At 73.7% G+C, this 26,155-nt stretch carries 23 protein-coding genes; 9 read left to right on the forward strand and 14 right to left on the reverse strand.

Annotation, left to right across the window (positions count from 1 at the left end):
* Positions 1–7 precede the first annotated feature (7 nt).
* From AC4H2S_RS01910 to AC4H2S_RS01925, 4 genes are all read right to left on the reverse strand, one after another.
* A complete protein-coding gene (locus AC4H2S_RS01910) occupies positions 8–262 on the reverse strand; it encodes a hypothetical protein (protein ID WP_491495265.1) in 255 nt (84 codons plus the stop codon).
* A gap of 187 nt (positions 263–449) precedes the next feature.
* Entirely contained in the window at positions 450–680 is a 231-nt protein-coding gene (locus tag AC4H2S_RS01915; protein ID WP_491495266.1) for a hypothetical protein, read from the reverse strand.
* 636 nt (positions 681–1,316) lie between these two features.
* Complete coding sequence (locus AC4H2S_RS01920; RefSeq protein ID WP_491495267.1) at positions 1,317–2,549, reverse strand: fatty acid desaturase family protein; 1,233 nt, start codon at positions 2,547–2,549, stop codon at positions 1,317–1,319.
* Positions 2,550–2,583: 34 nt separating this feature from the next.
* Positions 2,584–3,714: a ferredoxin reductase gene (locus AC4H2S_RS01925; protein WP_491495268.1), complete on the reverse strand. Its 1,131-nt coding sequence runs from the start codon at positions 3,712–3,714 to the stop codon at positions 2,584–2,586.
* Positions 3,715–3,817: 103 nt separating this feature from the next.
* Here AC4H2S_RS01925 and AC4H2S_RS01930 point away from each other — a divergent pair, with 103 nt between their 5' ends.
* Positions 3,818–4,999 carry an RsbRD N-terminal domain-containing protein gene (locus AC4H2S_RS01930; RefSeq protein ID WP_491495269.1) on the forward strand — a complete coding sequence of 394 codons (1,182 nt, stop codon included), beginning with the start codon at positions 3,818–3,820 and terminating at the stop codon, positions 4,997–4,999.
* 149 nt (positions 5,000–5,148) lie between these two features.
* Here AC4H2S_RS01930 and AC4H2S_RS01935 read toward each other — a convergent pair whose 3' ends face one another.
* Positions 5,149–6,636, reverse strand: coding sequence for an amidohydrolase (locus AC4H2S_RS01935; protein WP_491495270.1), 1,488 nt, complete (start codon positions 6,634–6,636; stop codon positions 5,149–5,151).
* 63 nt (positions 6,637–6,699) lie between these two features.
* On the opposite strand from AC4H2S_RS01935, the gene AC4H2S_RS01940 reads away from it, so the two are divergent.
* On the forward strand, positions 6,700–7,353 hold the full coding sequence (locus tag AC4H2S_RS01940) for a hypothetical protein (RefSeq protein WP_491495271.1): 654 nt from the start codon (positions 6,700–6,702) through the stop codon (positions 7,351–7,353).
* 27 nt (positions 7,354–7,380) lie between these two features.
* Positions 7,381–8,010: a hypothetical protein gene (locus tag AC4H2S_RS01945; RefSeq protein ID WP_491495272.1), complete on the forward strand. Its 630-nt coding sequence runs from the start codon at positions 7,381–7,383 to the stop codon at positions 8,008–8,010.
* A 34-nt stretch (positions 8,011–8,044) separates the two neighbouring features.
* Here AC4H2S_RS01945 and AC4H2S_RS01950 read toward each other — a convergent pair whose 3' ends face one another.
* Positions 8,045–9,550, reverse strand: a complete 1,506-nt coding sequence (locus tag AC4H2S_RS01950) for a serine/threonine-protein kinase (protein WP_491495273.1) — start codon at positions 9,548–9,550, stop codon at positions 8,045–8,047.
* 20 nt (positions 9,551–9,570) lie between these two features.
* Here AC4H2S_RS01950 and AC4H2S_RS01955 point away from each other — a divergent pair, with 20 nt between their 5' ends.
* The 3 genes from AC4H2S_RS01955 to AC4H2S_RS01965 all read left to right on the forward strand — a co-directional run bounded on the left by AC4H2S_RS01955 (position 9,571) and on the right by AC4H2S_RS01965 (position 13,231).
* Positions 9,571–10,149 carry an RNA polymerase sigma factor gene (locus tag AC4H2S_RS01955; protein ID WP_491495274.1) on the forward strand — a complete coding sequence of 193 codons (579 nt, stop codon included), beginning with the start codon at positions 9,571–9,573 and terminating at the stop codon, positions 10,147–10,149.
* Positions 10,146–11,687 (forward strand): M1 family metallopeptidase, encoded by a 1,542-nt coding sequence (locus AC4H2S_RS01960; RefSeq protein WP_491495275.1) that lies wholly within the window; start codon positions 10,146–10,148, stop codon positions 11,685–11,687. The genes AC4H2S_RS01955 and AC4H2S_RS01960 overlap by 4 nt, the downstream gene beginning before the upstream one ends.
* Before the next feature lie 71 nt (positions 11,688–11,758).
* Positions 11,759–13,231, forward strand: a complete 1,473-nt coding sequence (locus tag AC4H2S_RS01965) for a carboxyl transferase domain-containing protein (RefSeq protein WP_491495276.1) — start codon at positions 11,759–11,761, stop codon at positions 13,229–13,231.
* Positions 13,232–13,241: 10 nt separating this feature from the next.
* Here the strand turns inward: AC4H2S_RS01965 and AC4H2S_RS01970 are convergent, their stop codons facing one another.
* Entirely contained in the window at positions 13,242–14,327 is a 1,086-nt protein-coding gene (locus AC4H2S_RS01970; RefSeq protein WP_491495277.1) for a DivIVA domain-containing protein, read from the reverse strand.
* On the reverse strand, positions 14,320–15,777 hold the full coding sequence (locus tag AC4H2S_RS01975) for a coiled-coil domain-containing protein (protein WP_491495278.1): 1,458 nt from the start codon (positions 15,775–15,777) through the stop codon (positions 14,320–14,322). The genes AC4H2S_RS01970 and AC4H2S_RS01975 overlap by 8 nt, the downstream gene beginning before the upstream one ends.
* Before the next feature lie 140 nt (positions 15,778–15,917).
* Here AC4H2S_RS01975 and AC4H2S_RS01980 point away from each other — a divergent pair, with 140 nt between their 5' ends.
* Entirely contained in the window at positions 15,918–16,868 is a 951-nt protein-coding gene (locus AC4H2S_RS01980) for an NAD-dependent epimerase/dehydratase family protein (RefSeq protein WP_491495279.1), read from the forward strand.
* A 302-nt stretch (positions 16,869–17,170) separates the two neighbouring features.
* Here the strand turns inward: AC4H2S_RS01980 and AC4H2S_RS01985 are convergent, their stop codons facing one another.
* The 4 genes from AC4H2S_RS01985 to AC4H2S_RS02000 form a co-directional block, all read right to left on the reverse strand.
* Positions 17,171–18,733, reverse strand: coding sequence for a dihydrolipoamide acetyltransferase family protein (locus tag AC4H2S_RS01985; protein WP_491495280.1), 1,563 nt, complete (start codon positions 18,731–18,733; stop codon positions 17,171–17,173).
* A gap of 10 nt (positions 18,734–18,743) precedes the next feature.
* Positions 18,744–19,727, reverse strand: a complete 984-nt coding sequence (locus AC4H2S_RS01990; RefSeq protein WP_491495281.1) for an alpha-ketoacid dehydrogenase subunit beta — start codon at positions 19,725–19,727, stop codon at positions 18,744–18,746.
* Positions 19,724–20,893 (reverse strand): pyruvate dehydrogenase (acetyl-transferring) E1 component subunit alpha, encoded by a 1,170-nt coding sequence (pdhA, locus tag AC4H2S_RS01995; RefSeq protein WP_491495282.1) that lies wholly within the window; start codon positions 20,891–20,893, stop codon positions 19,724–19,726. The genes AC4H2S_RS01990 and pdhA overlap by 4 nt, the downstream gene beginning before the upstream one ends.
* 569 nt (positions 20,894–21,462) lie before the next feature.
* Positions 21,463–22,452: a glutathione S-transferase family protein gene (locus AC4H2S_RS02000; RefSeq protein ID WP_491495283.1), complete on the reverse strand. Its 990-nt coding sequence runs from the start codon at positions 22,450–22,452 to the stop codon at positions 21,463–21,465.
* 72 nt (positions 22,453–22,524) lie between these two features.
* On the opposite strand from AC4H2S_RS02000, the gene AC4H2S_RS02005 reads away from it, so the two are divergent.
* Together AC4H2S_RS02005 and AC4H2S_RS02010 are read left to right on the forward strand one after the other, a co-directional pair.
* Positions 22,525–23,094, forward strand: a complete 570-nt coding sequence (locus AC4H2S_RS02005) for an ArsR/SmtB family transcription factor (protein WP_491495284.1) — start codon at positions 22,525–22,527, stop codon at positions 23,092–23,094.
* Positions 23,091–24,371, forward strand: coding sequence for an MFS transporter (locus tag AC4H2S_RS02010; RefSeq protein WP_491495285.1), 1,281 nt, complete (start codon positions 23,091–23,093; stop codon positions 24,369–24,371). Before AC4H2S_RS02005 ends, AC4H2S_RS02010 begins: the two co-directional genes overlap by 4 nt.
* A gap of 45 nt (positions 24,372–24,416) precedes the next feature.
* On the opposite strand, the gene hisC is transcribed toward AC4H2S_RS02010, so the two are convergent.
* A complete protein-coding gene (gene hisC, locus AC4H2S_RS02015; RefSeq protein ID WP_491495286.1) occupies positions 24,417–25,505 on the reverse strand; it encodes a histidinol-phosphate transaminase in 1,089 nt (362 codons plus the stop codon).
* A gap of 10 nt (positions 25,506–25,515) precedes the next feature.
* Positions 25,516–26,091 (reverse strand): VanZ family protein, encoded by a 576-nt coding sequence (locus AC4H2S_RS02020; RefSeq protein ID WP_491495287.1) that lies wholly within the window; start codon positions 26,089–26,091, stop codon positions 25,516–25,518.
* Between the last annotated feature and the right edge of the window lie 64 nt (positions 26,092–26,155).

Below are 26,155 nucleotides of genomic sequence, written 5' to 3' on the forward strand. Positions count from 1 at the left end.
CACACCGTCAGTCGACGGGGCGACGCGGCACGGGAGCGGTGAGGGTGACGTCGGCGAAGGAGCCTCGTCCGTGGGCGCCACGGAGGTAGACGCGCGAGCGCCGGGGCACGGGCACGCGGACACGGGCGGCCTCACGGATCGGGATCACGTCCGCGTCGGCGGCCTGGGGCTCCCGCCGGGCGACCAGCCAGCCGGTGACGTGCTCGAGCGACTCGATGCGGGCGGTGAGGTCCACCGCGCGGATGTCTCGGTCGTGCTTCATCGTTCGGACTCCTCCTGTCACCACCCGGCTGTCCCCTCGGACAGCCCGGGCCGGAGCCTAGGAGCGATCGGCGGCGAGCAGCCCCGCCTGCGACAACCCTGCGGGAAGTCTCCCGGACACGGTCCAGACCAGCCGCCCGGGTCCGGCACGTCCTGAGTTGGACGACGCCGGGCGGCACCCGGGCGGGTCAGCGGCCGGCGTTGCGCGGGTGGTTGCGCGACATGCGCTCGTTGCCACGGCGGTAGTTGCCGGTGACCCGCGCCATCAGCTCCTGCGCCCCGTCGTCGCCGTCGTCCCCGACGTCGTCGAGGAACCGCTGCGCGGCCGGGCCACGCAGCACGGTGGCCCGCCGGCCGTGGTGGGTGATGACGACCTCCGGGCCGCGGACCTCGTAGTCGAATCCCTCGGGCGCCGGCACGCGGCCAGCCTTCCACATCGGGTCACCGGTGTCGCGGGGATTCGCCGCTGCCGTCGAGTGGGCGCATCGTGCACCGGATCTGCGGTCGAGTGGGCGCATCGTGCACCGGATCTGCGGTCGAGTGGGCGCATCCTGCGCCCTCTGTCGTCAGGATGCGCCGACTCGGCCCCCATCGCGCGTCAGGATGCGCCCACTCGACCCGCATCGCGCGTCAGGACGCGCCGACTCGACCCGCCCCGCGGGCGCACGCACGAGAGCCGGGGGTCGTCGCGCCGAGCGGCCCCATGGACCGCTCGGCGTTCGACCCCCGGCTCGTGACCGTCAGCCCCCTGTGCTGTCGGTCCCCTGTGATCAGGCGACCGGCCGGCGCGCCGTGGCCCCCACGACCACAGCGACACGCGGCCGAGGCACCAACGGGCGCGTCTCGGCGCTCGTGTCGTACGCGGGCTCCCCCACCGCTCCGATGCGGATCATCGCGACACGCCCGTGGTGCTCGTCACCTTGGTGGTGCTCGTGCTCATCTCGTACTCCCCATGTCGATGCTCACGACAACAAGGATGCGCTCGACCCGTTCCTGATACATCGGTGTTTCCACCGATGTCCAGACCAGTCGCTCGCCAGCGGACGACGGGCGGCTCAGGCGGCCGCTCGGGCCTCGCTCTCGAGCTTGCGGCCGAGCAGGCGGCGGGTGCGCCGGTCGCCCGTGGCCATCTTGTAGAGGATCGCGAGCTGCTGGGGCGCGTTCTTCGCGTTGGTGGTGGCGAGCCAGCCGTTGGGCAGCGAGAGGCGGATGACCTTGTGCCACGCGGAGGCGACCTGCTGCGGCATCGGGCGCGCGCAGTAGGTGAGGTCGTACTTCTCGAACAGGGCCTGCACCTTGGGCGCGATCTCGGCGTAGCGGTTGGACGGCAGGTCGGGGAAGAGGTGGTGCTCGATCTGGTGCGACAGGTTGCCGCTCATCAGGTGGAGCAGCTTCGAGCCGGAGATGTTGGCGCTGCCGAGCATCTGGCGGACGTACCACTCGCCCTTGGTCTCCCCCTCGATCGAGCGCTTCTCGAAGGTCTCGACGCCCTCGGGGAAGTGGCCGCAGAGGATGACCGAGTTGGACCACAGGTTGCGCACCACGTTGGCGGTGAAGTTGGCCGCGAGGGTGGGCAGGAAGGAGCCGGTGGGGATCGACAGCGCCGGGTGGACGACGTAGTCCTTGGTCGCCTGGCGGCGGATCTTGCCCAGCACGGCCTTGGCGCGGCGACGGAAGTCGGGGTCCTTGGTCTGCTTCTTGGCGATGACCGCGCCGAGCTCGAGGTCGTAGGCGGCGATGCCGTACTCGAAGAACACGGCGTTGATGAAGCACCACAGCGGCTGGCCGAGGTGGGCCGGCGCCCAGGTCTGGTCCTCGTCGACGCGCATGATGCCGTAGCCGAGGTCGTTGTCCTTGCCGATGACGTTCGTGTACGTGTGGTGCAGCTCGTTGTGGCTGTGCTTCCACTGCTCGGCCGGCGAGGCCATGTCCCACTCCCAGGTCGAGGAGTGGATCTTGGGGTCGCGCATCCAGTCCCACTGCCCGTGGAGGATGTTGTGCCCGATCTCCATGTTGTCGAGGATCTTGGAGACGCTCAGGCCGAGCGTGCCGAGCACCCAGGCCGGCGGGAACGCGCTGAAGAGCAGCACCGCGCGCGAGCCGAGCTCGATCTTGCGCTGGGTGTCGATGACCCGCCGGATGTAGGCCGCGTCGCTCGCGCCGCGGTCGTCGAGGACGTCCTGGCGGATGGCGTCGAGCTCGATGCCGATCTGCTCGATGTCGGCCTCGGTGAGGTGGGCGATCGGGTTGGTCTGGCCGAGCACGGCCTTCTTCTGGATCGTGGTCATGTCGATCTCCTGGTGGGGTGTCGGGGAGGTCAGGTCAGTGGTCGATGTGGCACGGGCCGGCGGCGGCGTTGATGCAGGTCTGCACCTTGATGTCGCCCGTCTCGCCGGGGACCGCGGTGGTGATCGCGCCGTTGCGCAGGTCGCGGACGCTGCCCTCGCGCAGCGGGATCACGCAGCCCATGCAGATGCCCATCCGGCACCCGCTCGGCATCAGCATCCCGGCGTCCTCGGCGGCGTCGAGGATGGGCGTGGCGCCGTCGACGTCGACGGTCGTGCCGGAGGTGAAGGTGACCGTGCCGCCCTCGCCGGGCTCGACGCGGGCGGTGCGGAACTGCTCGGTGGTCAGCGTGAGACCCGCGGCCTCGTGGTGGGCGGCGAGGGCGTCGAGCAGGCCGGCCGGGCCGCAGGCGAGCGTCGTACGCTCGGGGAGGTCGGGCACCAGCGAGGCGAGGTCGGCGACGTCGAGGACGCCGTGCTCGTCGTCGTAGCGCGCGACGAGGCGGATGGCGCCGGCGGCGTGGAGCGCCTCGAGGTCACGGATGAAGATCGAGTCGGGGTGGCTCGGCGCGACGTGGACCACGACGATGTCGTGGACCTCGCTGCGGGCCGGGCGGAGCACGCCGTCGTCGGTGCTGGGGAACAGGTTGCGCAGCATGCCGATGACGGGCGTGATGCCCGAGCCGGCGGTGACCATGAGGAACCGGCCGCCTTCGGGCGGGAGGACGAACTCGCCGGCGGCCTGCTCGAGGTGGACCAGCGTGCCGGGCCGCGCCTCGTGCACCAGGTGGTTGCTCACCAGGCCGTCGGGAACGGCCTTGACGGTGATCGAGATGCGACCGTCGGCGCGCGGGCCGTGGGTGAGCGAGTAGGCGCGCCACTGGCGTACGCCGTCGACGTCGATGCCGATGCGGAGGTACTGGCCGGGCACGTGACCCGCCCAGTCGGCGCCCGGACGGATCACGATCGTCGCGGCGTCGGCGGTCTCGGGGTGGATCGACTCGATGCGCCCGCGCAGGTCGGCGCCCGAGCGCAGCGGGGCGAAGAGGTCCATGAAGTCGGACGGCAGGTAGGGGGTCGTGGCCGCCTCGGCGACGCGGACGAGCTGGTCGGCCAGTCGACGGCTCCGGGTGCCGCCGCGTGCGGGCGGTTCGAGAGTCGTGGTCATGACATCCAATGTGCCCGATCGGTGCCGCCGCTTCCTGCCCCTCGCACGTGAATCGGGACTATGATCTTGTTCGCTGCGAACAAGATCGACCCCAGGAGCCCTGATGGCGACCCACCCCGTGCGTCCGTCCACACAATTGCGCACCGTCGTCGGGCTCGACCCGGAGGTGGCCGCGGCCCTGCGCTCGCGGCTGGCCGACGTCGCCGACAGCGCGGTGCTCACCATCATCGACGAAGTGCCGAGCTATGCCGGGGCGTGGAGCGGGCGGATGGGCGAGGTGATCCGCAACGCCGTGCAGCTCGCCCTGGGCGGCTTCCTGACCCTCGCCACCCGCCAGGACGCCGAGGCCCCCAAGGCGCCGGCGATCGAGGGCGCCTACCAGCTCGGGCGCGGCGAGGCGCGCAGCGGGCGCACGGTGGAGGCGCTCCTGGCCGCCTACCGCATCGGCGCACGCGCCTCGTGGCGCGACATGGCCGACGTGGCGGTGGAGGCGGGCGTCGACTCCGGCCAGCTCGCCAAGTTCGCCGAGCTCGTCTTCGCCTACATCGACGAGCTGTCCGCGGCCTCGGTGGCCGGACACACCGACGAGCTCGAGAGCAGCGGCCGCGTCCGCCAGCGCAACCTCGAGCGGCTGGCCCGGGCGCTGCTCACCGGCGCCCCCGCCGACGCGGTCAACGCCGCCGCCGAGCGGGCCGACTGGGAGCCGCCCGGCGCACTCACTGCGCTCGTGCTGCCCGAGTCGCAGGTCTCCCACACGCTGACCGCCCTCGACCCGCGCACCCTCCAGCCCAGCGACGACGTCCCGGGGCTGCCGGAGGGGTACGCCTCGCTGCTCGTGCCGACGACCGGCTCGCCCACCTCCCGCCGCACGCTGCTCCGCGCGCTCCGCGGCACCGACGCCGTCGTCGGCCCGGCCGTGCCCTGGCTCGACGCCGTCGCCTCGCACCGCCGGGCGCTGCGCTGCGCGAGCCTCGGCGTCGACGGGCTCGTCGACTCCGACGACCACCTCGCGGCCCTGCTGCTGGCCGCCGACCCGTCCGCACGCGCCGACCTGCGCGCCCGCGTGCTCGCGCCGCTCGCCGACCTGCGCCCGGCGACGGCCGAGAAGCTCACCGACACCCTCCGCAGCTGGCTGCTGCACCACGGGCGGCGCGACGCCGTGGCCGAGGAGCTCTTCGTGCACGCCCAGACCGTGCGCTACCGCGTCGGCCAGCTCCGCGAGGTCTACGGCGACCGCCTCGAGGACCCGGCGTTCGTGCTCGAGGCGACCCTGGCGCTGGCCTGAGGGCACCGACCCCGACGCCGACCGGCGGTCCCGGACGTCGCGCGTACGGGATCGTGGAAGATCCGAGCCAGCTGGTGACTCGGATCTTCCGCGATGTGTCGGGAATCCCCGGCTGACCGGGGAGTCCGCGACGCCGTCCCCGGCGAGCGTCAGGCCCGCTCGTACGCCGGCTCGCCGGCGACCCAGGTGGCGGCGACCTGCTCCCCGAAGGCCCGCAGCCGCCGGGCGTGCTCGGGGTCCGAGGCGCCGTCGAGCGGGTCGGCGTCGAGGAGGACGAGGTCGCCGGGGTGGCCGACAGCGACCGTGCCCCAGCCGTCGGTGGACGCTGCCAGCGCCTCGCGGGCGATGATCGACTGCTCGGGGTGCCACGGCTCGCGGTCGTCCCCCGAGCGGTGCACCGCGCTGGCGATCGCCAGCCAGGGGTCGAGGGGGGAGACCGGGGCGTCGGAGCCCAGCACCACGTCGACGCCGTCGTCGAGCATCCAGCGCAGCGGGAAGCAGCGCTCGGCCCGCCCGGGCCAGAGCCGCTCGGTCACGTCGCGGTCGTCGAGCAGGTGAGCGGGCTGCACGCTCGCCCGCACGCCGATGCGCGCCATCCGGCGTACGTCGTCGCGGGTGGTGAGCTGCACGTGCTCGACGCTGCCACGGGCACCGGTGTCCTCGAACGCCGCCAGCGCCTCGGTCACCGCGCGGTCGCCGATGGCGTGCACGGCCACCTCCAGCCCGCCCGCGGCGGCCCGGGCCAGCAGCGTGCGCAGCTCCTCGGGCGACTGGTTGGGCTGGCCCTCCTCGAAGCCCGGCACCGCCTTCTCCGCGTAGGGCTCGCAGCACCAGGCGGTGCGGGTGTTGAGCGAGCCGTCGCTGATGATCTTGAGCGGGCCCATCGTCAGGCGGGGGTCGCGGTCGAGCGGGTCGCCGGAGCGCAGGCCGCGGGAGAGCACGTCGTCGAGGCCGTCGGCGTAGCAGGCGTGGCGGATCCGCAGCAGGTCGGCGCCCCCGGCCCACCGGGCCACCCAGTCGGCCACCCCGCCGCTGAACTCCAGGTCGACCAGGCCCACCACGCCCATCGCGGCCGCTGCCTCGAGCGAGCGCCGGTAGGCCTCGGGCCCGGTGCCGTCCTGGCCGAGCACCGAGGCCAGCCGGCCGTAGGCCATGAACCACTCGGCCTCGCTCACCACGCTGTCGCGGATCGGCAGGGCGAGGGCGTGGAGCGCGATGGTGTTGAGCCAGCCGTGGTGGCCGTCGCCGGCGATGAGGACGATCGGCTGGTCGGTGTCGATCGCGTCGAGCTGCGACACGGTGGGGTTGTCGGGCCACGCCGTCGGCCGGTGCCCCCACCCGATGACCGGCAGGTCGGGCCACTGCTCCAGGCGCTCGCGCACGAGCTCGACGGCGTCCGCGCACGACCGCGCCGGGCCGAGGTCGAGCCGGGCCGAGGCGAGCGTCCACTGGCCGAGGTGGACGTGCTGGTCCCAGAGGCCGGGCATCAGCCAGCGCCCGCCCGCGTCGTACGTCGGCTCGTCGCCGGCCGCGAGCGCGCGGCCGACCTCGACCACCCGGCCGCCGTCGACGCGTACGTCGACCGGCCCGGGCGCGGCCTCGGTGACGTCCACCAGGCGGGTGTCGCGGATCAGCATGGCGCCACCGTAGGAGGGTGCGGCGCAGCACGCGACACCCGCCCGGCTGACATGATGACCGGCGTGGAGTGGCGGGGGCCCGTGACGCTGGTCGCGCTCCTGGCGCTCGGCGTCGGGGGCGGCTACGTCGCGTCCGCGCAGGCCCGCGACGACTCCATCGGCACGGGCGTCGCCTCCCCCGTGCCGGCCCGGGCGCCGGACCTGCCGGTCGAGGCGCCGCAGCCCTACGCCGTCGACCCCAAGGACCCACCGCTGGAGCCCGACATCGAGATGAAGCCGGCCACGCTCGGCACCGGCAAGTTCGAGATCACCTTCCCCGCGCCGGTCGGCTGGACCACCAACGCCAACGCGAGCAACGAGTGGAAGTGGAAGAAGCCCGGCACGTCCAACAACACCTACGTGATGCGCATCGAGCAGATCAACAGCCAGGACATCACCATCGAGGACGCCATCAACATCCGCATCGCGCGGCTGCGCGCCGAGCAGGACGACGTGGTGATCGTCGACCGCGGCGCGGACACGCTGGAGTACACCTACCGCAGCAACGAGGGCAACTTCCGCCACAGCTTCATGCGCTGGCTCGACCTCGACGCCAGCGGGCAGGCCGACGTCGAGATCGTCGTCCACGGGCGCAAGGTCGACGCCCCCGGCACCCGTGCCCTGATCCGCCGGGTGGCCGACGGCATGCGGGGCGCCGGTGGCGGGCCTGTCAGCTGAGCGGTCCCCGGCCACTAGGTTGAGCCCGTGAGCTGGCGGGGGACGGCAGTCCTGGTGGTGGTGCTCGCCGTCGGGGTGGCGGCCGGGTTCGGCGCGTCGTGGGCGCTCGGAAAGAACCCACCCGGCGGGGGCACCGCGTCACCCATCGCGGCCTCGCCGAGCCTGCCCATCGACCCCGTCCCCGAGCTGCTCCCCGACCCCGACACGCCTCCGCTGGCGCCGAGGATCCCCCTGGTCCGGCAGTCGGTGGGCGCGGGCAGCTTCCGGATGACGTTGCCGGTGCCGAGAGGGTGGTCGTTCTCCGAGAACTCGCTCAACGAGTGGCAGTGGCGCCCGCCCGGCCAGCCCGACTTCGGCTACGTGCTGCGGGTCGAGCAGGTGCTGAGCAACCGGCGCTCGATCGAGTGGACGCTCGACCAGCGCCTCGCCGAGCTCCGGGAGGACGAGAGCAACGTCGAGGTCATCGCGCAGACCAGCGACAGCCTGCACTTCAGCTTCGTCGCCGCCAACCATCTGCGCCACGGCCACCTGCGGTGGCTCGACCTCACGGGCTCCGACAACGCACAGGTGGAGATCGCGGTCACCGGCCGCAAGGTCGACGACCCCGGGATGGCACACCTGATCGCGCGGGTGGGGTCGGGGATCGAGCTCGGCTGAGCCCCGGGCTCGGACGCCGGGCTCAGACGCCGGCTCAGACGCCGAACGCCTCCACGGAGTCGAGCACCCGCCGGGCGACGCGCTGGTCGTTGCTGCGGATCTGCACCCAGAGGAGCTGGTTCTGGTTGACCCGGATGACCCGTTCGACCATGAAATCGACACCCGGGCACCCGCTGAAGAACACCGTCATGGTCTCGTCGCCGTCCTTCTCGTCGAAGTAGGGACCGCGCTCGACCGGGCACTCCGCGTGGCCCGGCACCCGCGAGGGCAGCTTCTCGCCGGGCAGGATCGCGACGAACACGCCCTCGCCCGGGTCGTCGGCGGAGTTCCACCCCGCCCGGGTGCCGGACGCGACCGACGGCTGCTCGGCGCGTCCGTCGACGGGTGTCCACGGCTCGGGGTCGACCTGGGCGGTCCACGCCTCCGGGACGGTGAGGGCGATCGTCCCGGTGACGTCCTCGATGGTGCGCTCCGAGGTGGTCTCGCGCTCCAGCGTCCACCCGGCGCCGGTGCCGACGACCAGCGCCAGCGCGGCTGCCACCACCCAGGGCCACCGGCGGCGCCGGCGCGGCGGCACGGAGCCGACGTCGGAGCCGGCGTCGACGTCGGCGTCGGCGTCCGCGTGGGGGTCGGTCGACGCCCCGGCCTGCCCCGTGTGGCGCGAGGCCCAGGTCAGCTCGGCGTCGGCGGGGATCCACGGCGTGGGCGTCTCGTCGAGGTCGCCGGCCTCCTCGCCGAGGGCCTCCGCCAGCGCCGCGGTGTACGACGCGACGTCGGGGAAGCGCTCGTCGCGGTCCTTGGCCAGGCCGCGGAGCACGACCGCCTCCACAGCCGGGTTGTCGATCCCCATCGGCTCGGGCGGCGTCGGGTTCTCCGCGGCCGCCAGGCTCGCGTGGGCGTACGGCCGGCGACCCGCCAGCAGGTGGTAGGTCAGCGCGGCGAGGGAGAACTGGTCGGCGCGCGCGTCGAGCCCCTCGCCCAGCGCCTGCTCCGGGGCGACGTAGGAGGGGGTGCCGCCGGCCATCGTGAGCCGCGAGGACATGTCCATCGCCTTGCCGAGACCGAGGTCGCCGAGCATCGCCACGATGTGCGGGAAGCGGCCGCTGTCGACCGTGCGGAAGAGGACGTTGCCGGGCTTGACGTCGCGGTGCAGCACGCCCCGGTCGTGCAGCGCGGTGAGCCCTCGACCGATCTGGGTGATCACCGACAGCGCCTGCGAGCGCGACAGGGGCGCGAGGTCCAGGCGGTCGCCGAGGGTGCCCTGGTCGGCGTACGCCATCACCAGGTAGGGGCGGCCGTCGGCGAGCTCCCCGGCGTCGTAGACGGTGACGACGTGGGGCGACTCGACCTTGCGGAGGAAGCGGCCCTCCTCGAGGAAGCGCTGGCGGATGTGGTGGTCGTCGGTCCAGTTGTCCGCCAGGACCTTGATGGCCACCGCCGAGTCGAGGTGCTCGTCGTAGGCGAGCCAGACCGTCGCGAACGCTCCCGCCCCGATGCGGCGGCGCACCGGGTAACGGCCGAGACGAGTGGGAGCGGACACCCGGGCATTATCGTGCAGGCGTGAGCTATTCCGGGGACCACGGCGACGCGTTGACGCCGGACGACATCGACGAGCTCGCTCGTCGCGCCCGCGACGGCGACCGCGACGGCCTCGAGCAGCTGCTCGGCGCCGTGCGCCCGCGGGTGCTCAACATCTGCCGCGGGGTGCTCCCCTACTCCGGCGACGCCGAGGACGCCTGCCAGGAGGCGATGCTCAACGTCGCCACCAAGATCGGCTCGTGGGGCGGGCGCGGGCGGTTCACCACGTGGCTGCACATCGTGTCGATCAACAGCGCGCGCACGACCTACCGCCGCCTCAAGAACCTCGCCACGCCGACCGACTTCGAGGACGGCGCCCACGACCGCCCCGACCCGCGGACGACGAGCGTGATCGCCGGCACCCGCCTTGACCTGCTCGAGGCGATGGAGACCATCGAGAAGGACCACCCGCAGTTCGTCGAGCCGCTGCTGCTCCGCGACGTCTACGGCCTGCCCTACGACGAGATCGCCGCGCTGGTGGACGCTCCGCTGGGCACCGTGAAGGCGCAGATCCACCACGGCCGCAGGCTCGCCCGACCGCTGCTCCGGGGCGAGAGATGAGGCACCGGCCCGTCCGCGCGGTGCTCGCGGCGGGCCTGTCCCTCACGGTCCTGGCCGGCTGCTCCGGCGGCGGTGCCGCCGGTCCCGAGGAGCTCCGCGACCCCGCGCCGGCGGCCGTGGCGTCGGACCTGGCGTCGGACGCGGCGTCGGACGGCGAGGCGACGGCGGCGCCGGTCTCGGAGCCGGAGGTCGCCGAGCCGGTGGAGCCGGACCTCGACCTGTCGGTGTCGAATCCGCGCGAGGACAGCGTCTACCCCGCGGTGGGCGACCCGAGGGTGGACGCGCTGCACTACGACCTCGACCTCGCGTGGGACCCCGAGGCCGAGCACCTGACCGCGGCGGCCACCCTCACCTTCCGCGCCACCCGCACCGCGCCGCGCTTCCAGCTCGACCTCGCCCGCCCGCTCACCGTCGGCCGGGTGACCCTCGACGGCGAGCCCGCCGCGTTCTCCCGGCGGGGCAAGGACCTCGTCGTGCGAGCGCCCATCGAGGCCGACCAGCGCTACGAGCTCTCCCTCGACTACGTCGGCACGCCCCGCCCGGCCCCGGCGCCCACCACCCGCGGCGACTTCAGCCGCACCGGCTTCACCGTCACCCGCGCCGGCGAGGTGTGGACGATGCAGGAGCCCTACGGCGCCTTCACCTGGTACCCCGTCAACGACCAGCCCTCCGACAAGGCGCTCTACGACATCACCGTCCACGCCCCGCGCGGCTGGACCGGGATCGCCAACGGCCGGCTCACCGACCTGACCACCGACGACGACGGCACGACGACGTCGTGGCAGCTCACCGAGCCGGCGTCGTCCTACCTCATCACCCTCGCGATCGGCGACTACACCCACAGCAGCAACACCACCGAGGGCGGCCTGCGGGTCGACTACTGGACCCCGCGCGGCATGACGCGTCCGCTCTCGTCGATCCAGACCGCGGCCGCCACCGTCGACTGGATCGAGGCCAAGCTCGGCGACTACCCGTTCGACTCCCTCGGCCTCGTCGTCACCGACTCGCAGAGCGCGATGGAGACCCAGACGATGGTCACCCTCGGCAACAACGACTACGTGCTGTCGCCCGAGGTCGTCGCCCACGAGATCGTGCACCAGTGGTACGGCGACCAGGTCTCGCCGGCCGACTGGCGCGACGTGTGGCTCAACGAGGGCATGACGATGCTGCTGCAGTGGGTCTACGAGGACGAGCACGACATCCGGCCGCTGCGCGAGAACCTGCTCGGCGCCCGCTCGATCGACCAGCTGCTGCGCGACCAGTACGGTCCGCCGGGCGCCTACGACCCGCGGCAGTTCGGCGGCTCCAACATCTACTACACGCCCGCGCTGATGTGGAACGAGCTGCGCGAGGACCTCGGCGACGACGAGTTCTACGCCGTCGCCCGGTCGTGGCTCGCCGCCCACGACAACACGTCCGCGTCGCGCGAGCAGCTCTACGACCACTGGGAGGCCGAGACCGGGCGGGAGCTGTCGGCGTTCTTCGACAGGTGGATCACCGGCACGCGCACGCCCGGGCGCGGGGTCCCGCGGGGCTGAGCGGCACCGGCCGGTCTCGCGCGGCGCCGGCGCGTCCTGGCCCTCGCGCCGGCGCGCAATACCCTCGCCCCATGGGCCGCCTCTCCGCACACGACCTGATCGACCTGGTGCTCGACGAGGGCTCCTGGTCGTCCTGGGACACCCCGCCGATGCGCGGACCGGTCAGCGAGGCGTACGCCGCCGAGCTCGCCGCTGCCGCGGAGAAGTCGGGCGTCGACGAGTCCGTGCTGACCGGCGAGGCGCTGCTGCGCGGTCGGCGGATCGCAGCGCTGGTGGGCGAGTTCGGCTTCCTGGCCGGGTCGATCGGCCGCGACGCGGCCGACCGGATCGTCGCCGGCATCGAGCGCGCCACCCGCGAGGGCCTGCCCCTCGTCGCGGCCCCGGTCAGCGGCGGCACCCGGATGCAGGAGGGCACCCCCGCGTTCGTGCAGATGGTGCGGATCTCGGCCGCGATCGCCGCCCACCGCGACGCCGGCCTGCCCTACCTGGTCTACCTGCGCCACCCCACCACCGGCGGCGTGATGGCGTCGTGGGGCTCGCTCGGCCACGTCACCGTCGCGGAGCCCGGCGCCCTCGTGGGCTTCCTCGGCCCGCGGGTCTACGAGGCGCTCTACGAGCGTCCGTTCCCCGAGGGCGTGCAGACCGCGGAGAACCTCTACGCCCGCGGCATCGTCGACGCCGTCCTCCCGCCGGAGGAGATCGCCGACATCCTCGACCGCGCGCTCACCATCCTGATGTCGGCCCGCAACGGCGTCGTCGCGGTGCCCGACCCCGGCCAGGAGGACGTGCCGGACGTCGACGCCTGGGACTGCGTCACCCGGTCGCGGCGCCCCGACCGGCCGGGCGTGCGCCGGCTGCTGCGCTACGCCGCGCGCGACGTCGTACCGCTCAACGGCACCGGGCAGGGCGAGAGCGACCCGGGCCTGCTGATCGCGCTGGCGCGCTTCGGGGAGGCGCCGTGCGTCTTCCTCGGCCAGGACCGACGCGGCCAGACCACCGACCACCCGATGGGACCCGAGGCGCTGCGCGAGGCCCGGCGCGGGATGCGGCTGGCCTCCGAGCTCGGGCTGCCGCTCGTCACCGTCATCGACACCCAGGGCGCGGCGCTGTCGGCCGACGCCGAGAACGGCGGGCTGGCGGGCGAGATCGCCCGCTCGCTGGCCGACCTGGTCACCCTCGACGCGCCGACCCTGTGCCTGATGCTCGGCGAGGGCAACGGCGGCGGCGCGCTGGCGCTGCTGCCCGCCGACCGCGTCGTCGCGGCGCAGCACGCGTGGCTCTCACCGCTGCCGCCCGAGGGCGCCTCGGCGATCGTGCACCGCGACCTCGACCACGCCGCCGAGATGGCGCGCGCCCAGCAGGTGCGGGCCATCGACCTGCACCGGCAGGGCGTCGTCGACCGCATCGTGCCGGAGAAGCCGGACGCGGCCGACGAGCCGGAGGAGTTCTGCCGGCGTGTCGGCGCCGTGCTCGAGCACGAGCTCGGCGCGCTCCTGGCGTCCGGTCCCGGGTCGGCGGCGGACCGGGCGCGCCGCTACGTCTGAGCCCGCCGGCTCACCGCCCCTCGGGCTGCTCCTGCGCGTCGTCGCTCGTGTCGTCGCCCGCCTGCTCGGCCTCGTCCGTGGCCGGGTCGGTCGCCTCGCCGGACTCGTCCGCGTTGTCGCCGGCCTCCTGCGCGGCGTCGCCGAGCGGGTCGCCGTGCGGGGACGCGTCCGGGGCCGCGCCGGGGGCCGCCTCCGGGAGGTCGACGGGCAGCGCCACGCCGGGCACCGTGCCGGTGAGGGTGGCGAGCATCTGGCGCACGTTGGAGAGCTGGGCGTTGATGCTGTCGCGGCGCTGCGCGGCGGCGGCGAGCTCGCGCTCGGACTCGGCGCGTACGCGGTCGGCGGAGGCGCGTGCCTCGCTGACCATCGTCGTGGCCCGCTCCTCGGCCTCCGCGAGCATGCGGGCGATCCGCTGCTCGGCCTCGACGCGACTGCGCTCGAGGGTCGCCTCGGTGTCCTTGTTGCGCGCGGTCATCGCGTCGAGCTCGGCCTGCGTCGCCGCCTGCTGGGCCTGGAACTCCGCGGTCGCCTTCTGACGGCGCTCGGCGAGGGTGGTCTCGAAGTCGGCGGCGGCCTGCGCGGCCTTGGCCCGCTGGTCCTCGTAGACGGCCTCGGCCTCGGCGCGCCGGGCGGAGGCGTCGCGCTCGGCGGCGTCGCGCTCCCCGTCGGCGGCCTTGCGGGCGTCGGCGAGCAGCCGCGCGCCCTCGGCGTCGGCGTCGCGGCGGGTCTCCTCGGCATAGCGGTCGGCCTCGGCACGCATGGCTCCAGCCTCCTGCTCGGCCTCCTTGCGGAGGGTCTCGACCTCCCCGAGCACCCGGTCGCGGATCTCGGCCGCCTCGGCCTCGGCAAGGGCCAGGATCTGCCCGACACGCTCACCGAGGTGCTCGAAGGTCGGCAGCTCGGGCTCCTGCGCCTCGCGAGAGACGAGTGCGTCGCGTGAGGCTGCCGCCTCGGCGCGGGCCTGCTCGGCGGCCTGCTCGGCGGCGGCGAGCCGCTCGCGCAGCTCGGCCACCTCGCTGCGGGCCTGTCCGACGGCTCGCTCGACCTCGGTCGGGTCGTAGCCGCGGCGCACGGTCGTGAACATCTCTTCAGGCATCGGGGTTCTCCTGGTGGGGTGACGAGGGGGGCTCGCTCGGGGGGTGGGCGGAGGGGTCGGTGGGGGCGGCGTCGCCGCGGTCGGGGACGGACAGCGCCGCGATCACGCCGGAGAGCTGGCCGAGCTCGGCGGCGATGCCGTCGCGCTGCGCCTGGAGCTGGGCCACCTCGGTGCGGGCGCGCTCGAGCGCGCGGCGCGCACCGTCGCGCAGCTGGTCGGCCTCCGCGCGGCCCTCGGCGACCAGCGCGACGGCCTCCTCCCGAGCGCGGCGCCGGTCCTCGGCGGCCTCGGCGCGGCTGCGGGTGACCTCGTCGGCGACCAGCGCGCGCAGGCTCGCGGCGCCCGCCTCGGCCTCGGCGCGACGGCGTTCGAGGCGCTCCACGGCGCGCTCGGCCTCGTCGGTGGCGTCGGCGACGATGCGGGCCGCCTCGGCCTCGGCGCGGGCGAGCGTGGCCTTGGCCTCGCTCTCCATCTCCGCGGCGGACAGGCCCGCGGCGCGGGTGATCTCCTCGGCGCGGCGCCGCGCCTCGGAGAGCTCGAGGGCCATCCGCCCGGCGACCGCGGAGATCACCACCTGCAGGCGGCGGCGTACGACGCGGGTGTGCTCGCCGACCTCGGCGTGGGCCGCCTTGCGGATCGCGTCGGCCTCGGCGCTCGCGCCGTCCAGCACGGAGCGGACGGTGCGGGTGGCCCAGTCGGTCTGCTCGGCGGCCTGCCGGAGCTGGTCCTCGCTCTCGGCGCGGGCGGCGGCGAGCGTCTCCTCGGCCAGCCGGCGCATGCGGTCGACCTCGGAGCCGGTGGTGCGGCGCATCTCCTCGACGTGCAGGGCGGCCTCGTCGCGCATCCGGGCCGACTCCGTGGACGCGCTCGCGCGCAGCGACTCCGCCTCCGCCATGGCGGTGTCGAGCTGCTGCTGGCCACCCGCACGCGCCTCCTCCAGCACGAGGGCGGCGGCCTCCTGGGCGGCGGCGAGCGTCGACTCGGCCTCGGCCCTGGCGCCGGCGAGCAGCTCGTCGCGGGCGGCGGTGGCGGTGTCGCGGACGTGCTCGGCCTCGGCACGGAGCGCGCCGGCCTCCTCACGGGCGCGGGCGAGCAGGTCGTCGCCCTCGGCCCGTGCCGCCTCGACCTGCTGGTCGCGGGCGCTCTCGGCCGACGACATCAGCAAGGAGGCCTGCTCGTTGGCGTCGACCACGATGGTCGCCGCCTCCTCCGACGCGCCGGCGAGCACCTCCTCCGCCTGCCGGCGTACGCGGCCCGCCTCGGCCCGGTCGGCCTCCGCCTCGCCCTTGAGCCCCCGCAGCTCCTCGCGCAGGACGGCGAGCTCAGCGGTCAGCGCGTCGGCCTCCCGGCGCGCCTCGCTCACCAGCTCGTCGGCGACCTGCTGGGCACGCGCCAGCAGGCCGGAGGCCGAGGGCTCGCCCGGGGCTGCCGCGGCGGCGTCTTGGGGCATTCGCCCGCTCCTTCCACACGATCCGAGGGCATGCATTGTTGCCGCACGCGAGCGCGTGCGACAGGGGGCGGGCGCACCGCGGTTGCGCCCACAGCGAAACTCCTTGCGCGCGCAGTATCCCACCCGCTGGGGTGAAGCACATGAGACTACTCGTGCTCGGTGGCACCCGGTTCCTGTCGAGGGAAGTGGCGACCCAGGCAGTGAGCCTGGGCTGGGACGTCACGTGCGCGTGTCGCGGGGAGTCGGGGCCGGTGCCGGAGGGCGCCAGGCACCTCCCGTGGGACCGCGCCGAGGCTCCCCCGGCGGCGCTGGCCGACGGCGGCTGGGACGCGGTGATCGACGTGGCCCGGCTGCCCTCGCAGGTGCGCAGCGCGGTGGCGGCGACGTCGTACGCCCACTGGGTCTTCGTCTCGACGGTCAGCGTCTACGCCGACAACTCGTCCCCGGCGATGGAGCCGCTGGTCGAGCAGATCGACGACGACGTCGACCTGGCGGTCGACCCGGAGGCCTACGGCGGGATGAAGGTCGCGTGCGAGCGGGCCGTGCAGGAGGGGGCTGCGTCCTGGGCGATCGCGCGGCCCGGGCTGATCGTGGGCCCCGGCGACCCGACCGGCCGCTTCGCCTACTGGCCGCAGCGCCTCGCCCGCGGCGGCGAGGTGCTGGCCCCGGGCCGGCCGGCGGACGTCGTCCAGGTGATCGACGTGCGCGACCTCGCCGCGTGGCTGCTGGTGCTGGCCGACTCGCGCACCACCGGCACCTTCGACGCCGTCGGCGAGCCGGTGCCGTTCGGCGACCTGCTGACCGAGCTGGCGGCTGGCGTGGGCTCCCCGGACCCGTCCCTCACCTGGGTCGACGCGGCCCACCTCGAGGCGCAGGGCGTCGAGCCCTGGGCCGGTGGGGGATCGCTGCCGCTGTGGCTGCCGCGACCGGAGTACGACGGCATGCTGGCCCACGACGCGGGCCCGGCAGTCGCCGCCGGGCTGCGGCTGCGGCCGCTGGCGCAGACCGCCCCGAGCTGCCTCGACTCCCCCGTCACCGCGCTCACGCCGGAGCGCGAGGCCGAGGTGCTCGCCGCCTGGCACTCCCGCTGAGGGTCGACTGGCACTCCCGCTGAGGGTCGAGTGGGCGCGTCCTGACCGCGAAACGGCGTCGAGCCGGCGCGTCCTGACCGTGAAACGGCGTCGAGCCGGCGCGTCCTGACCCCGAAACGGCGCCGAGTCGGCGCGTCCTGGCGGTCAGGATGCGCCCACTCGACCCTCTGCGAGCGTCAAGATGCGCCCACTCGACCCTCTGCCAGCGTCAGGATGCGCCCACTCGACCCTCTGCGAGCGTCAGGATGCGCCCACTCGACCCTTCTCGAGCGTCAGGATGCGCCGCCTCGGCACCCGGGGGCTCAGAAGAGGAGGGCCGTGCCGGGGTCGTGCATCAGCCCCGCGACGTCGGCGAGGAAGCGCGAGCCCTTCTCCCCGTCGATGTGGCGGTGGTCGAAGGACAGGGCGAGCGTGGTGACGTCGCGGACCACGATCTCGCCAGTCTCCTCGTCGACCCAGGGCCGCTTGTTGACCGCACCGAAGCAGAGGATCGCGGACTCGCCGGGGTTGATGATCGGCGTACCGGCGTCGACGCCGAAGACGCCGACGTTGGTGATGGTGAAGGTGCCGCCGGCCATCTCGGCCGGCTGGGTCCTGCCGTCCCGGGCGGTGGCGGTGAGCTCACCGAGCGCCCGCGCCAGCTCGACCATCGAGAGCGAGTCGGCGTCCTTGATGTTGGGCACCACCAGGCCACGCGGGGTGGCGGCCGCGACGCCGAGGTTGACGTAGTGCTTGATCACGACCTCCTGGGCGTCCTCGTCCCAGTAGGAGTTGATCTCGGGGGTGCGCTTCATCGCGAGGATGGCCGCGCGGGCGAGCACGAGGAGCGGGCTCACCCGGGTGTCGCGGAACTCCGGACGCGTCTTGAGCCGGGCCACGAGCTGCATCGCGGCCGTCACGTCGACGGTGACCCACTCAGTGACGTGCGGGCTGGTGAAGGCGGAGCGGCTCATCGCCGTCGCCATCATCTTGCGGACGCCCTTGATCGGCTCGCGGGTCTCGCGCTCGCGCGGTGCGTCATACGAAGGCGCACCCATGGGTGCGGGAACGGATGACGCTGCGGCGGGAGCCGAGCCGTTGGCGGCCTTGTGCACGTCGTCGCGGGTGATCGACCCGGACGGGCCGGAGCCGGCCAGCACGGACAGGTCGACGCCGAGGTCCTTGGCGAGCTTGCGCACCGGCGGCTTCGCGAGGGCTCGTACGTCGCCCGGCGCGGCCTGCGCGGCCGGCGGGACGAGCGCCTCGGCGGGCGCCGCGGCCGGCGCGGGACGCTGGTCGACGGCCGGCACCGGCGTCTCGTCGGCCGGCATCACCTCGTCGGACTGCGCACCGCCCGGGGCGAACGCGCCCTGGACCTGCATCTGCGTCTGCGCGCCGGCGGCCGTGCTCGGCGACGCCGAGCCGCGGCGGGCACGGCGCATCGGGCCCCGGTCGGCCTTGATCCGGCCGACGAGGGACGCGCCCTCCATCGAGCCGGACGCGGCCGGGTTGGACAGGTCGATCGAGCTCGGGTCGACCTCCGCGGCGCCGGCCTTCTGCGCCATGCCGAGGTAGGGGTCGGACTCGGTCTGGACGGCGGCGGCATCGAGGTCGGACGGCGCCGAGGCCGACGGCGCGGCCGGCGCCTCGCCCTCGACGCCGATCGCGATGATCGCCGTGCCGACCGGCACGGTCTCGCCCTCGGACACGAGCAGCGACAGCACGGTGCCCTCGAACGGCGACGGCAGCTCGACGAGCGACTTGGCGGTCTCGATCTCGACGATCACGTCGTTGATCTCGACGGTGTCGCCGATCTTGACCTTCCAGGCGACGATCTCGGCCTCGGTCAGGCCCTCGCCGACGTCGGGGAGAAGGAATTCGGACACGTCGTTCCTCTCAGTACGCGAAGGTGCGGTCGACCGCGTCGAGCACGCGGTCGAGGTCGGGGAGGTACTCCTCCTCGATCCGCGAGGGCGGGTAGGGCATGTCGAACGCACCGACGCGGAGCACCGGCGCCTCGAGGGAGTAGAAGCACTCCTCGGTGACCCGGGCCGCGAGCTCGGCGCCCATGCCGAGGTTGACGTGGGCCTCGTGGGTGACCACGCACCGGCCGGTGCGGCGTACGGACTCGTAGACCGGGCCCATGTCGAGCGGCGAGAGCGTGCGCAGGTCGATCACCTCGAGGCTGCGGCCCTCGGACTCGGCGGCCTCGGCACACTTGAGCGCGGTCTTCACGGTGGGGCCGTAGGCGAGCACCGTCGCGTCGGACCCGGCGCGGACCACGCGCGAGGTGAAGAGCGGCTCGGGGGTCGCGGACTCGTCGAGCTCGGCCTTGTCGGCGTGGTACTGCCGCTTGGGCTCGAGGAAGATCACCGGGTCGTCGTGGGCGATCGCCTGCTGGATCATCCAGTAGCCGTCGACCGGGTTGGAGCAGGCCACCACCTTGAGCCCGGGCGTGTGCGCGAACTGCGCCTCCGGGCTCTCGGAGTGGTGCTCGACCGCGCCGATGCCGCCACCGAACGGGATGCGGATGACGATCGGCATCCGCACCTTGCCCTGCGAGCGGTAGGTGTACTTCGCGACCTGGCACACGATCTGGTCGTAGGCCGGGTAGACGAAGCCGTCGAACTGGATCTCCACCACGGGGCGGTAGCCGCGCAGCGCCATGCCGACCGCGGTGCCGACGATGCCGGACTCCGCCAGCGGGCTGTCGATGACGCGGTCCTCGCCGAAGTCCTTCTGCAGGCCGTCGGTGATGCGGAAGACGCCGCCGAGCTTGCCGACGTCCTCGCCCATCAGCAGGACCTTGTCGTCGTCCTCCATCGCCTTGCGCAGGCCCATGTTGAGGCCCTTGGCGAGGGTGATCTTCTGCGTGCTCATGAGTGCCCTCCTACGGCAGAGCCCTCGAAGGACGCGAGGTAGGCCGCGAAGTCGTCGCGCTGGGCGGCGATCTCGTCGGTCATCTCGGCGAAGACGTAGCCGAACTGGTCGAGCGGCTTGGGATCGGGCAGCGCCTTGCAGCCCTCACGGAGGTGGTGACCCAGCTCCTTGGCCTCGGCGTCGAGGTCGTCGAAGAACTGCTGGTCGACCAGGCCGTTGCGGCGCAGGTAGACCTTGAGCCGCTCGATCGGGTCCTTGAGCTTCCAGTGCTCGAGCTCGTCGTTGAGGCGGTAGCGGGTCGGGTCGTCGGTGGTGGTGTGCGCGCCCATCCGGTAGGTGTAGGCCTCGACGAACGACGGCCCGTTGCCCTCGCGGGCCCGCTGCAGCGCGGCCTTGGTGACGGCGTACGTCGCCAGCACGTCGTTGCCGTCGACGCGGATGCCCGGGAAGCCGAAGCCCAGCGCGCGCTGGTAGAGCGGGATGCGCGTCTGGCGCTCGATCGGCTCGGAGATGGCCCACTGGTTGTTCTGGCAGAAGAACACCACGGGGGCGTTGTAGGAGGCGGCGAAGATGAACGCCTCGTTGACGTCGCCCTGCGAGGACGCGCCGTCGCCGAAGTGGGCGATCACCGCCGCGTCGCGCTCGGGGTCGCCGGTGCCGACGACGCCGTCACGCTGCATGCCCATGGCGTAGCCGGTGGCGTGGAGGGTCTGCGCGCCGATGACGATCGTGTAGAGACCGAAGTTGTTCTCGTTGGGGTCCCAGCCACCCTGGTCGACGCCGCGGAACAGCCCGAGCAGGCGCAGCGGGTCGACGCCGCGGCAGTAGGCCACGCCGTGCTCGCGGTAGGTCGGGAAGACGTAGTCCTGGGGGCGCAGCGCCCGGCCGGCGCCGATCTGCGCGGCCTCCTGGCCGAGCAGCTGGGCCCAGATGCCGAGCTCGCCGTGGCGCTGGAGCGCGGTGGCCTCGACGTCGATGCGCCGGGTGAGCACCATGTCGCGGTAGAGCCCGCGCAGCTCCTCGGCGGAGAAGTCATGGTCGAACTCGGGGTGGTGCACGCGCTCGCCCTCGGGCGTGAGCAGCTGGACGAGGTCGGCCGCACCGTCGGACTGGGACGGTCCGAAGACGTCCGCAAGGTCGGGGCCGAAGCTCACAGGATCGGACAACGCACTCTCCTCGCAATCAGGCAGCGGCAGTCGCGGGATCGCCGGACGCCGACGCTCACAGTGTGGTCGCCGGCGTGTGTGACCCCGACCACATGGTGGGGCTCAACGTACTGGCCGGAGCCTGACAGCACCAATCGAGTACGCCCTCCGCGGGGCGCGCGGCCGAGGCTGTGCGCCGCGATCCCGCAGCCCCGGTCTCCACGCCCGCGAGCGGACGCGGATGAGCCGGCGCCGACGGGCCCGTGGGGGCCCCGCCGACGCCGGCTCGCCTCCGGAGGGGGGTTGGAGGCCCCGGGTGGCATGCCGCCCGGCGAGGAAGGTCGTCAGGTGCGGCGACCGAGACCCCTCGGGCCGCCGATCGCGTCGTCGTACGCCCCTCCGCACGACACGCACCCTTCGGTCAGAAGGGTGGCGTCGGCGCTGCGGCAGCGGGAGGCACGAGGCGATGCCCCGGACTACCTAGTCGCTCGCTTGACCGAACGTTGCCCGTGCACACCGGGTGGCGCCGCCCGCGGACCAGACCACGCATACCAAAGTCGGGGGTGGTCGCGCGTGTGGTCCGGGGGCCGTCAGCCGCGGCCGTGCGGGGTCAGCCAGCCCGACTCGTCGGGGCCGGCCGGCACGATCTGCGTCGGGTTGATGTCGGTGTGCACCACGTAGTAGTGCTTCTTGATCTGCTCGAAGTCGACCTCGTCGGCGAAGCCCGGCGTCTGGAACAGGTCGCGCGCGTAGCCCCAGAGGTGGGGCATCTCGGTGAGCTTGTTGCGGTTGCACTTGAAGTGCCCGTGGTAGACCGCGTCGAAGCGCACCAGCGTGGTGAACAGCCGCACGTCGGCCTCCGTGATCGCCTCACCCATCAGGTAGCGACGGTCGGCCAGCCGGTCCTCGAGCCAGTCGAGCGCGGTGAACAGCCGGTCGTAGGCGTCCTCGTACGCCTCCTGCGAGCCGGCGAAGCCGCACCGGTAGACGCCGTTGTTGACCTCCGTGAAGACCCGCTTCATCACCGACTCCATCTCCTCGCGGACGTCCGCGGGCCACAGGTCGGGAGCGTCGGGGCGCTGGTGCTCGCGCCACTCGAAGGAGAGGTCGTGGGTGATCTGCGGGAAGTCGTTGGTGACGACCTTGCCCGACTCGATCTCGACGATGGCGGGCACCGTGATGCCGCGGGGATAGCCGGGCTCGCGGGCGAAGTAGGCCTCCTGCAGCCGCTCGATGCCGAGCACCGGGTCGCGCCCGCCCTCGTCGAGGTCGAACGTCCAGCTGCGCGCGTCGTGGGTGGGGCCGGGCGCGCCCCAGGAGATGGCGTCCTCCAGGCCCAGGAGCGAGCGGACGATGATCGAGCGGTGCGCCCACGGGCATGCACGAGCGGCGACGAGCCGGTAGCGGCCGGGCTCGGCCTTCCAGACCGGGACGTCGCGCGGGCTGTCCTTGGACCCGCTGGGGAACGTGTCGTCGAGCGGGTCGGCCGAGCGCTCCCCGGCGAGCACGCGGTCGGGGATGTAGGACATGTCCCGCTCGAAGGGCTTGCCCTTGGTCGTGTAGCTCGACGTGTCGTTCATTCTTCAACCATAACCCGCCCCAATCGGCCAACAACTCTTTGCAAAGGGTTGTTGGCGGTCTAGCGTGCGGGAGTGCCCTCCTCCATCTCCCCCGACATCGCGGGGCTCCGGGCCCTGAGCCATCCCGTACGCCTGCGGATGCTGGGCCTGCTGCGCAGCGAGGGTCCCGCCACGGCGACGACGCTGGCGCAGCGCCTGGACCTCCACACCGGGGCCACGTCCTACCACCTGCGCCAGCTCGCGCAGCACGGCTTCATCGAGGAGGACGCCGAGCGCGGCAACGGGCGCGACCGCTGGTGGCGCGCGGCCCACGACAGCACCCGCACCGACTTCCGCGGGAAGGGCGTCGTCGACAGCGACGTCGAGGCCTACCTCACCACCGTGGCGCTGCTCTACGCCGACCGGATGCGGGCCGCGGTCGCCGAGATGGCGTTCCTCCCGCCGCAGTGGCGGAGCGTCGGCACCCTGAGCGACTGGGAGCTGAGCCTGACCCCGGCGCAGGCCGACCGGCTCGTGCAGTCGCTCGTCTCCCTCCTCGAGGAGACCGACGAGTCCGACGGGTCCGACGACGAGGCCGCCGCCGCGTTCGTGGTCAACCTCAACGCCTACCCCCGTCCCGGCCAGCGGTGGGACGAGCAGTGACTGAGTCGGACACCCGTCGTACGCCGGTCGTCGGGGGGCTCGTCGCGGAGGGGCTCTCCTTCGTCGGCACCCGCATCTCGATGATCGCGATCCCGTGGTTCGTGCTGTCGACGACGGGCTCCGCCACGCAGACCGGCCTGGTCGCCGCCGCCGAGATCACGCCGCTGGTCGTCTTCAAGGCCCTGGGCGGGCCGCTGCTCGACCGGGTCGGCCCGCGCCGGGTGACCCTGGCGTGCGACGTGCTGTCGGCCGTCGTGGTGGCCGCGATCCCGCTGCTGCACGGACTCGGGCTGCTCGGCTTCCCGACCCTCCTGGTCCTGGTCGCGGTCGCCGGCGCGCTGCGCGGCCCGGGCGACGCCGGCAAGGCCGCGATGAGCCCCGAGATCGCCCGCGTCGCCGGCTGGTCGCTCGAGCGGGTGGCCGGTCTCGCGAGCGCGGTCGAGCGCACCTCCACGATGGCCGGCGCCGCGCTGGCGGGACTCCTCGTCGCGGGCGTCGGCGCGGCCAACGCGCTCTACGTCGACGCCGCGTCCTTCCTCGTCTCCTTCGCCGTCTTCGCCGTCGCCACCTCGGGTCTCGGCCGCCCGGTGCCGGCCGTGGCAGACGCCGACGCGACGTCCTACCCCCAGGAGCTGCGGCAGGGCTGGGACTTCCTGCGCACCGAGCCGGTGCTGATCGCGATCTGCGCGATGGTCGCCGTCTCCAACCTCGTCGACCAGGCCTACGCGGCGGTGCTCGCACCGGTCTGGGCGAAGGAGTCGGGGGCGGGCGTGGCGGTGCTCGGCACGCTGTTCGCGGTGATGAGCGGCGCCTCGGTGCTCGGCGCGCTCGCGGCGGCGCGATGGGGCGAGACGCTCCCGCGCTACCGGACCTACGTCGTGGCGTTCCTCATCGCCGGCGCCCCGCGCTACGTCGTGCTGGCGCTGGAGTCGCCGCTGTGGCTGGTCTTCACCGTCACGGCCGTCGCCGGCGTGGCGTCGGGCTGCCTCAACCCGATCCTCGGGGCGGTGATCCTCGAGCGGATCCCGGCACCGCTGCTGGGGCGGGTCTCCTCGCTCAACACCGCGATCTGCTGGTCGCTGATGCCGCTCGGCGGCGTGCTGGGCGGCCTCGCGGTCGCGGGGCTCGGCATCTCCCCCGCCCTGCTGGTGGCCGGCGCGGCCTACCTCCTCACCACGATGGCGCCGACCCGGGTGCCGTCCTTCCGGGGCATGGACCGCGCGCCGGGCGCAGCCGCGCCGACACAGGTCGGGCCCGCCGCCCCTCCCCCCACGTGAGCGGGGCCGGGCGGCGTCACCACCGTCCGGCGTCCACGCGGGTGCTCAGGCGGGCGCGAAGCGGGTGGCCACCTCGACGACCCGGTCGAACGCCTCCGTCTCGCCGACGCTGACGCGGACGCCGTCGCCGGCGAAGGGGCGCACCGAGATCCCCAGCTCGCCGCACGCCGCGGCGAAGTCGAGCGCCCGCTCGCCGAGCGGGAACCACACGAAGTTGCCCTGCGCGTCGGGAAGGTCCCACCCGGCCTCGCGCAGCCGCGCCACGAGCTCGGCGCGACGGTCCACCAGGTCCTCGACGCGGGCGAGGAGCTCGTCCTGCGCCTCCAGCGACGCGATGGCGGCGGCCTGGGCGACGTGGCTGACCCCGAAGGGCAGCGAGACGGCGCGGAGGGCGCCCGCCAGCGGGGCGGGGGCGACGGCGTACCCGACACGGAAGCCGGCCAGCCCGTAGGCCTTGGAGAAGGTGCGGGTGAGCACCACGTTGTCGTGGCGGCGGTAGGTGGCGATGCCGTCGACCGGGTCGTCCATCCGCACGAACTCCAGGTAGGCCTCGTCGACCACCACGACGACGTGCGGGGGCACCCGGGCGATGAACGCGTCGAGCTCGGCCTGTGTCACGGCCGGGCCGGTGGGGTTGTTGGGGGTGCAGACCAGCACGACCCTGGTGCGGTCGGTGATCGCGGCGGCCATCGCGTCGAGGTCGTGGCGTCCGTCGGCCGTCACCGGCACCTGCACGCTCGTGGCGCCGCCGGCGGTGACGGCGATCGGGTAGGCCTCGAAGGAGCGCCACGCGTAGACGACCTCGTCGCCGGGCTCGCAGAACGCGGCGACGAGCTGGTAGATCAGCGCCACCGACCCGGTCGCCACGGCCAGGTCCTCGACCGGGACGCCCATCGCCTCGCCGAGCGCCGCGTAGAGCGCCGTGCTGCCCATGTCGGGGTAGCGGTGCATCTGCGTGGCGGCCTCGGTCGCCGCCTCGAGGACGCCGGGCAGCGGCGGGTAGGGGTTCTCGTTGGACGAGAGCTTGTAGGACACCAGCCCCGCCCGCGCGACGGGCGGCTTGCCGGCGACGTAGGTGGGGATGGCCAGCACGTTGGGCCGCGGCCGGGGGGAGTCGGCGGGGGTGGAGGACATGCCCCGCACCCTAGTGAGCGAGCGGCGGATCCGGTCGCCGGCGACCCCGCCAGGGCCGTACGAGCGGGAGGAGCACCACACCGGCCACGAAGCCGATGCCGGCGCCCAGCACGTTGTCGACCATGTCGGTCACGTCGCAGGCGCGGTCGAGGCGCGCGAGCTGCAGCTGGGTCAGCTCGATGGCGAGGCTGTAGGCGGCGAGGCAGGCCAGGCCGAGCGGCGCGAGCACGAGCCCCGCCCACCATCGGCCGACGGCCAGCACGAGGAACACCCCGGCCGGCACGAAGAGCAGCACGTTGAGCGTGCGCTGGTCGAGGCCGAACACCTCGAACGCCGCCCCCGAGGGGCCGCCGTAGTCCCACGAGCACGCCTCGCTGCGGCTCTCCGCCGGCACGATCCCGACGTCCGGGCGGGTCGGCACGAGGGTGACCAGGGCGATCGCCACCAGCGACCAGAGCAGCCCGGCGAACGACACCGCCGACGCCGTGCCCAGCCGGTGGCGCGCCACCAGGGCGACCAGGACCGCGACGACCGCGGCGGCCAGTGCGCCGAGCACCATCATGCCCGCCCCGCCGATGGTCACCACGTCGGCGAGGGTAACGGGGACCGACGGCCCTCCCCAGCCGACACGGGTTGGCTAGGGTCGTTGC

The sequence above is a fragment of the Nocardioides sp. Z13_37 genome (assembly GCF_058355585.1).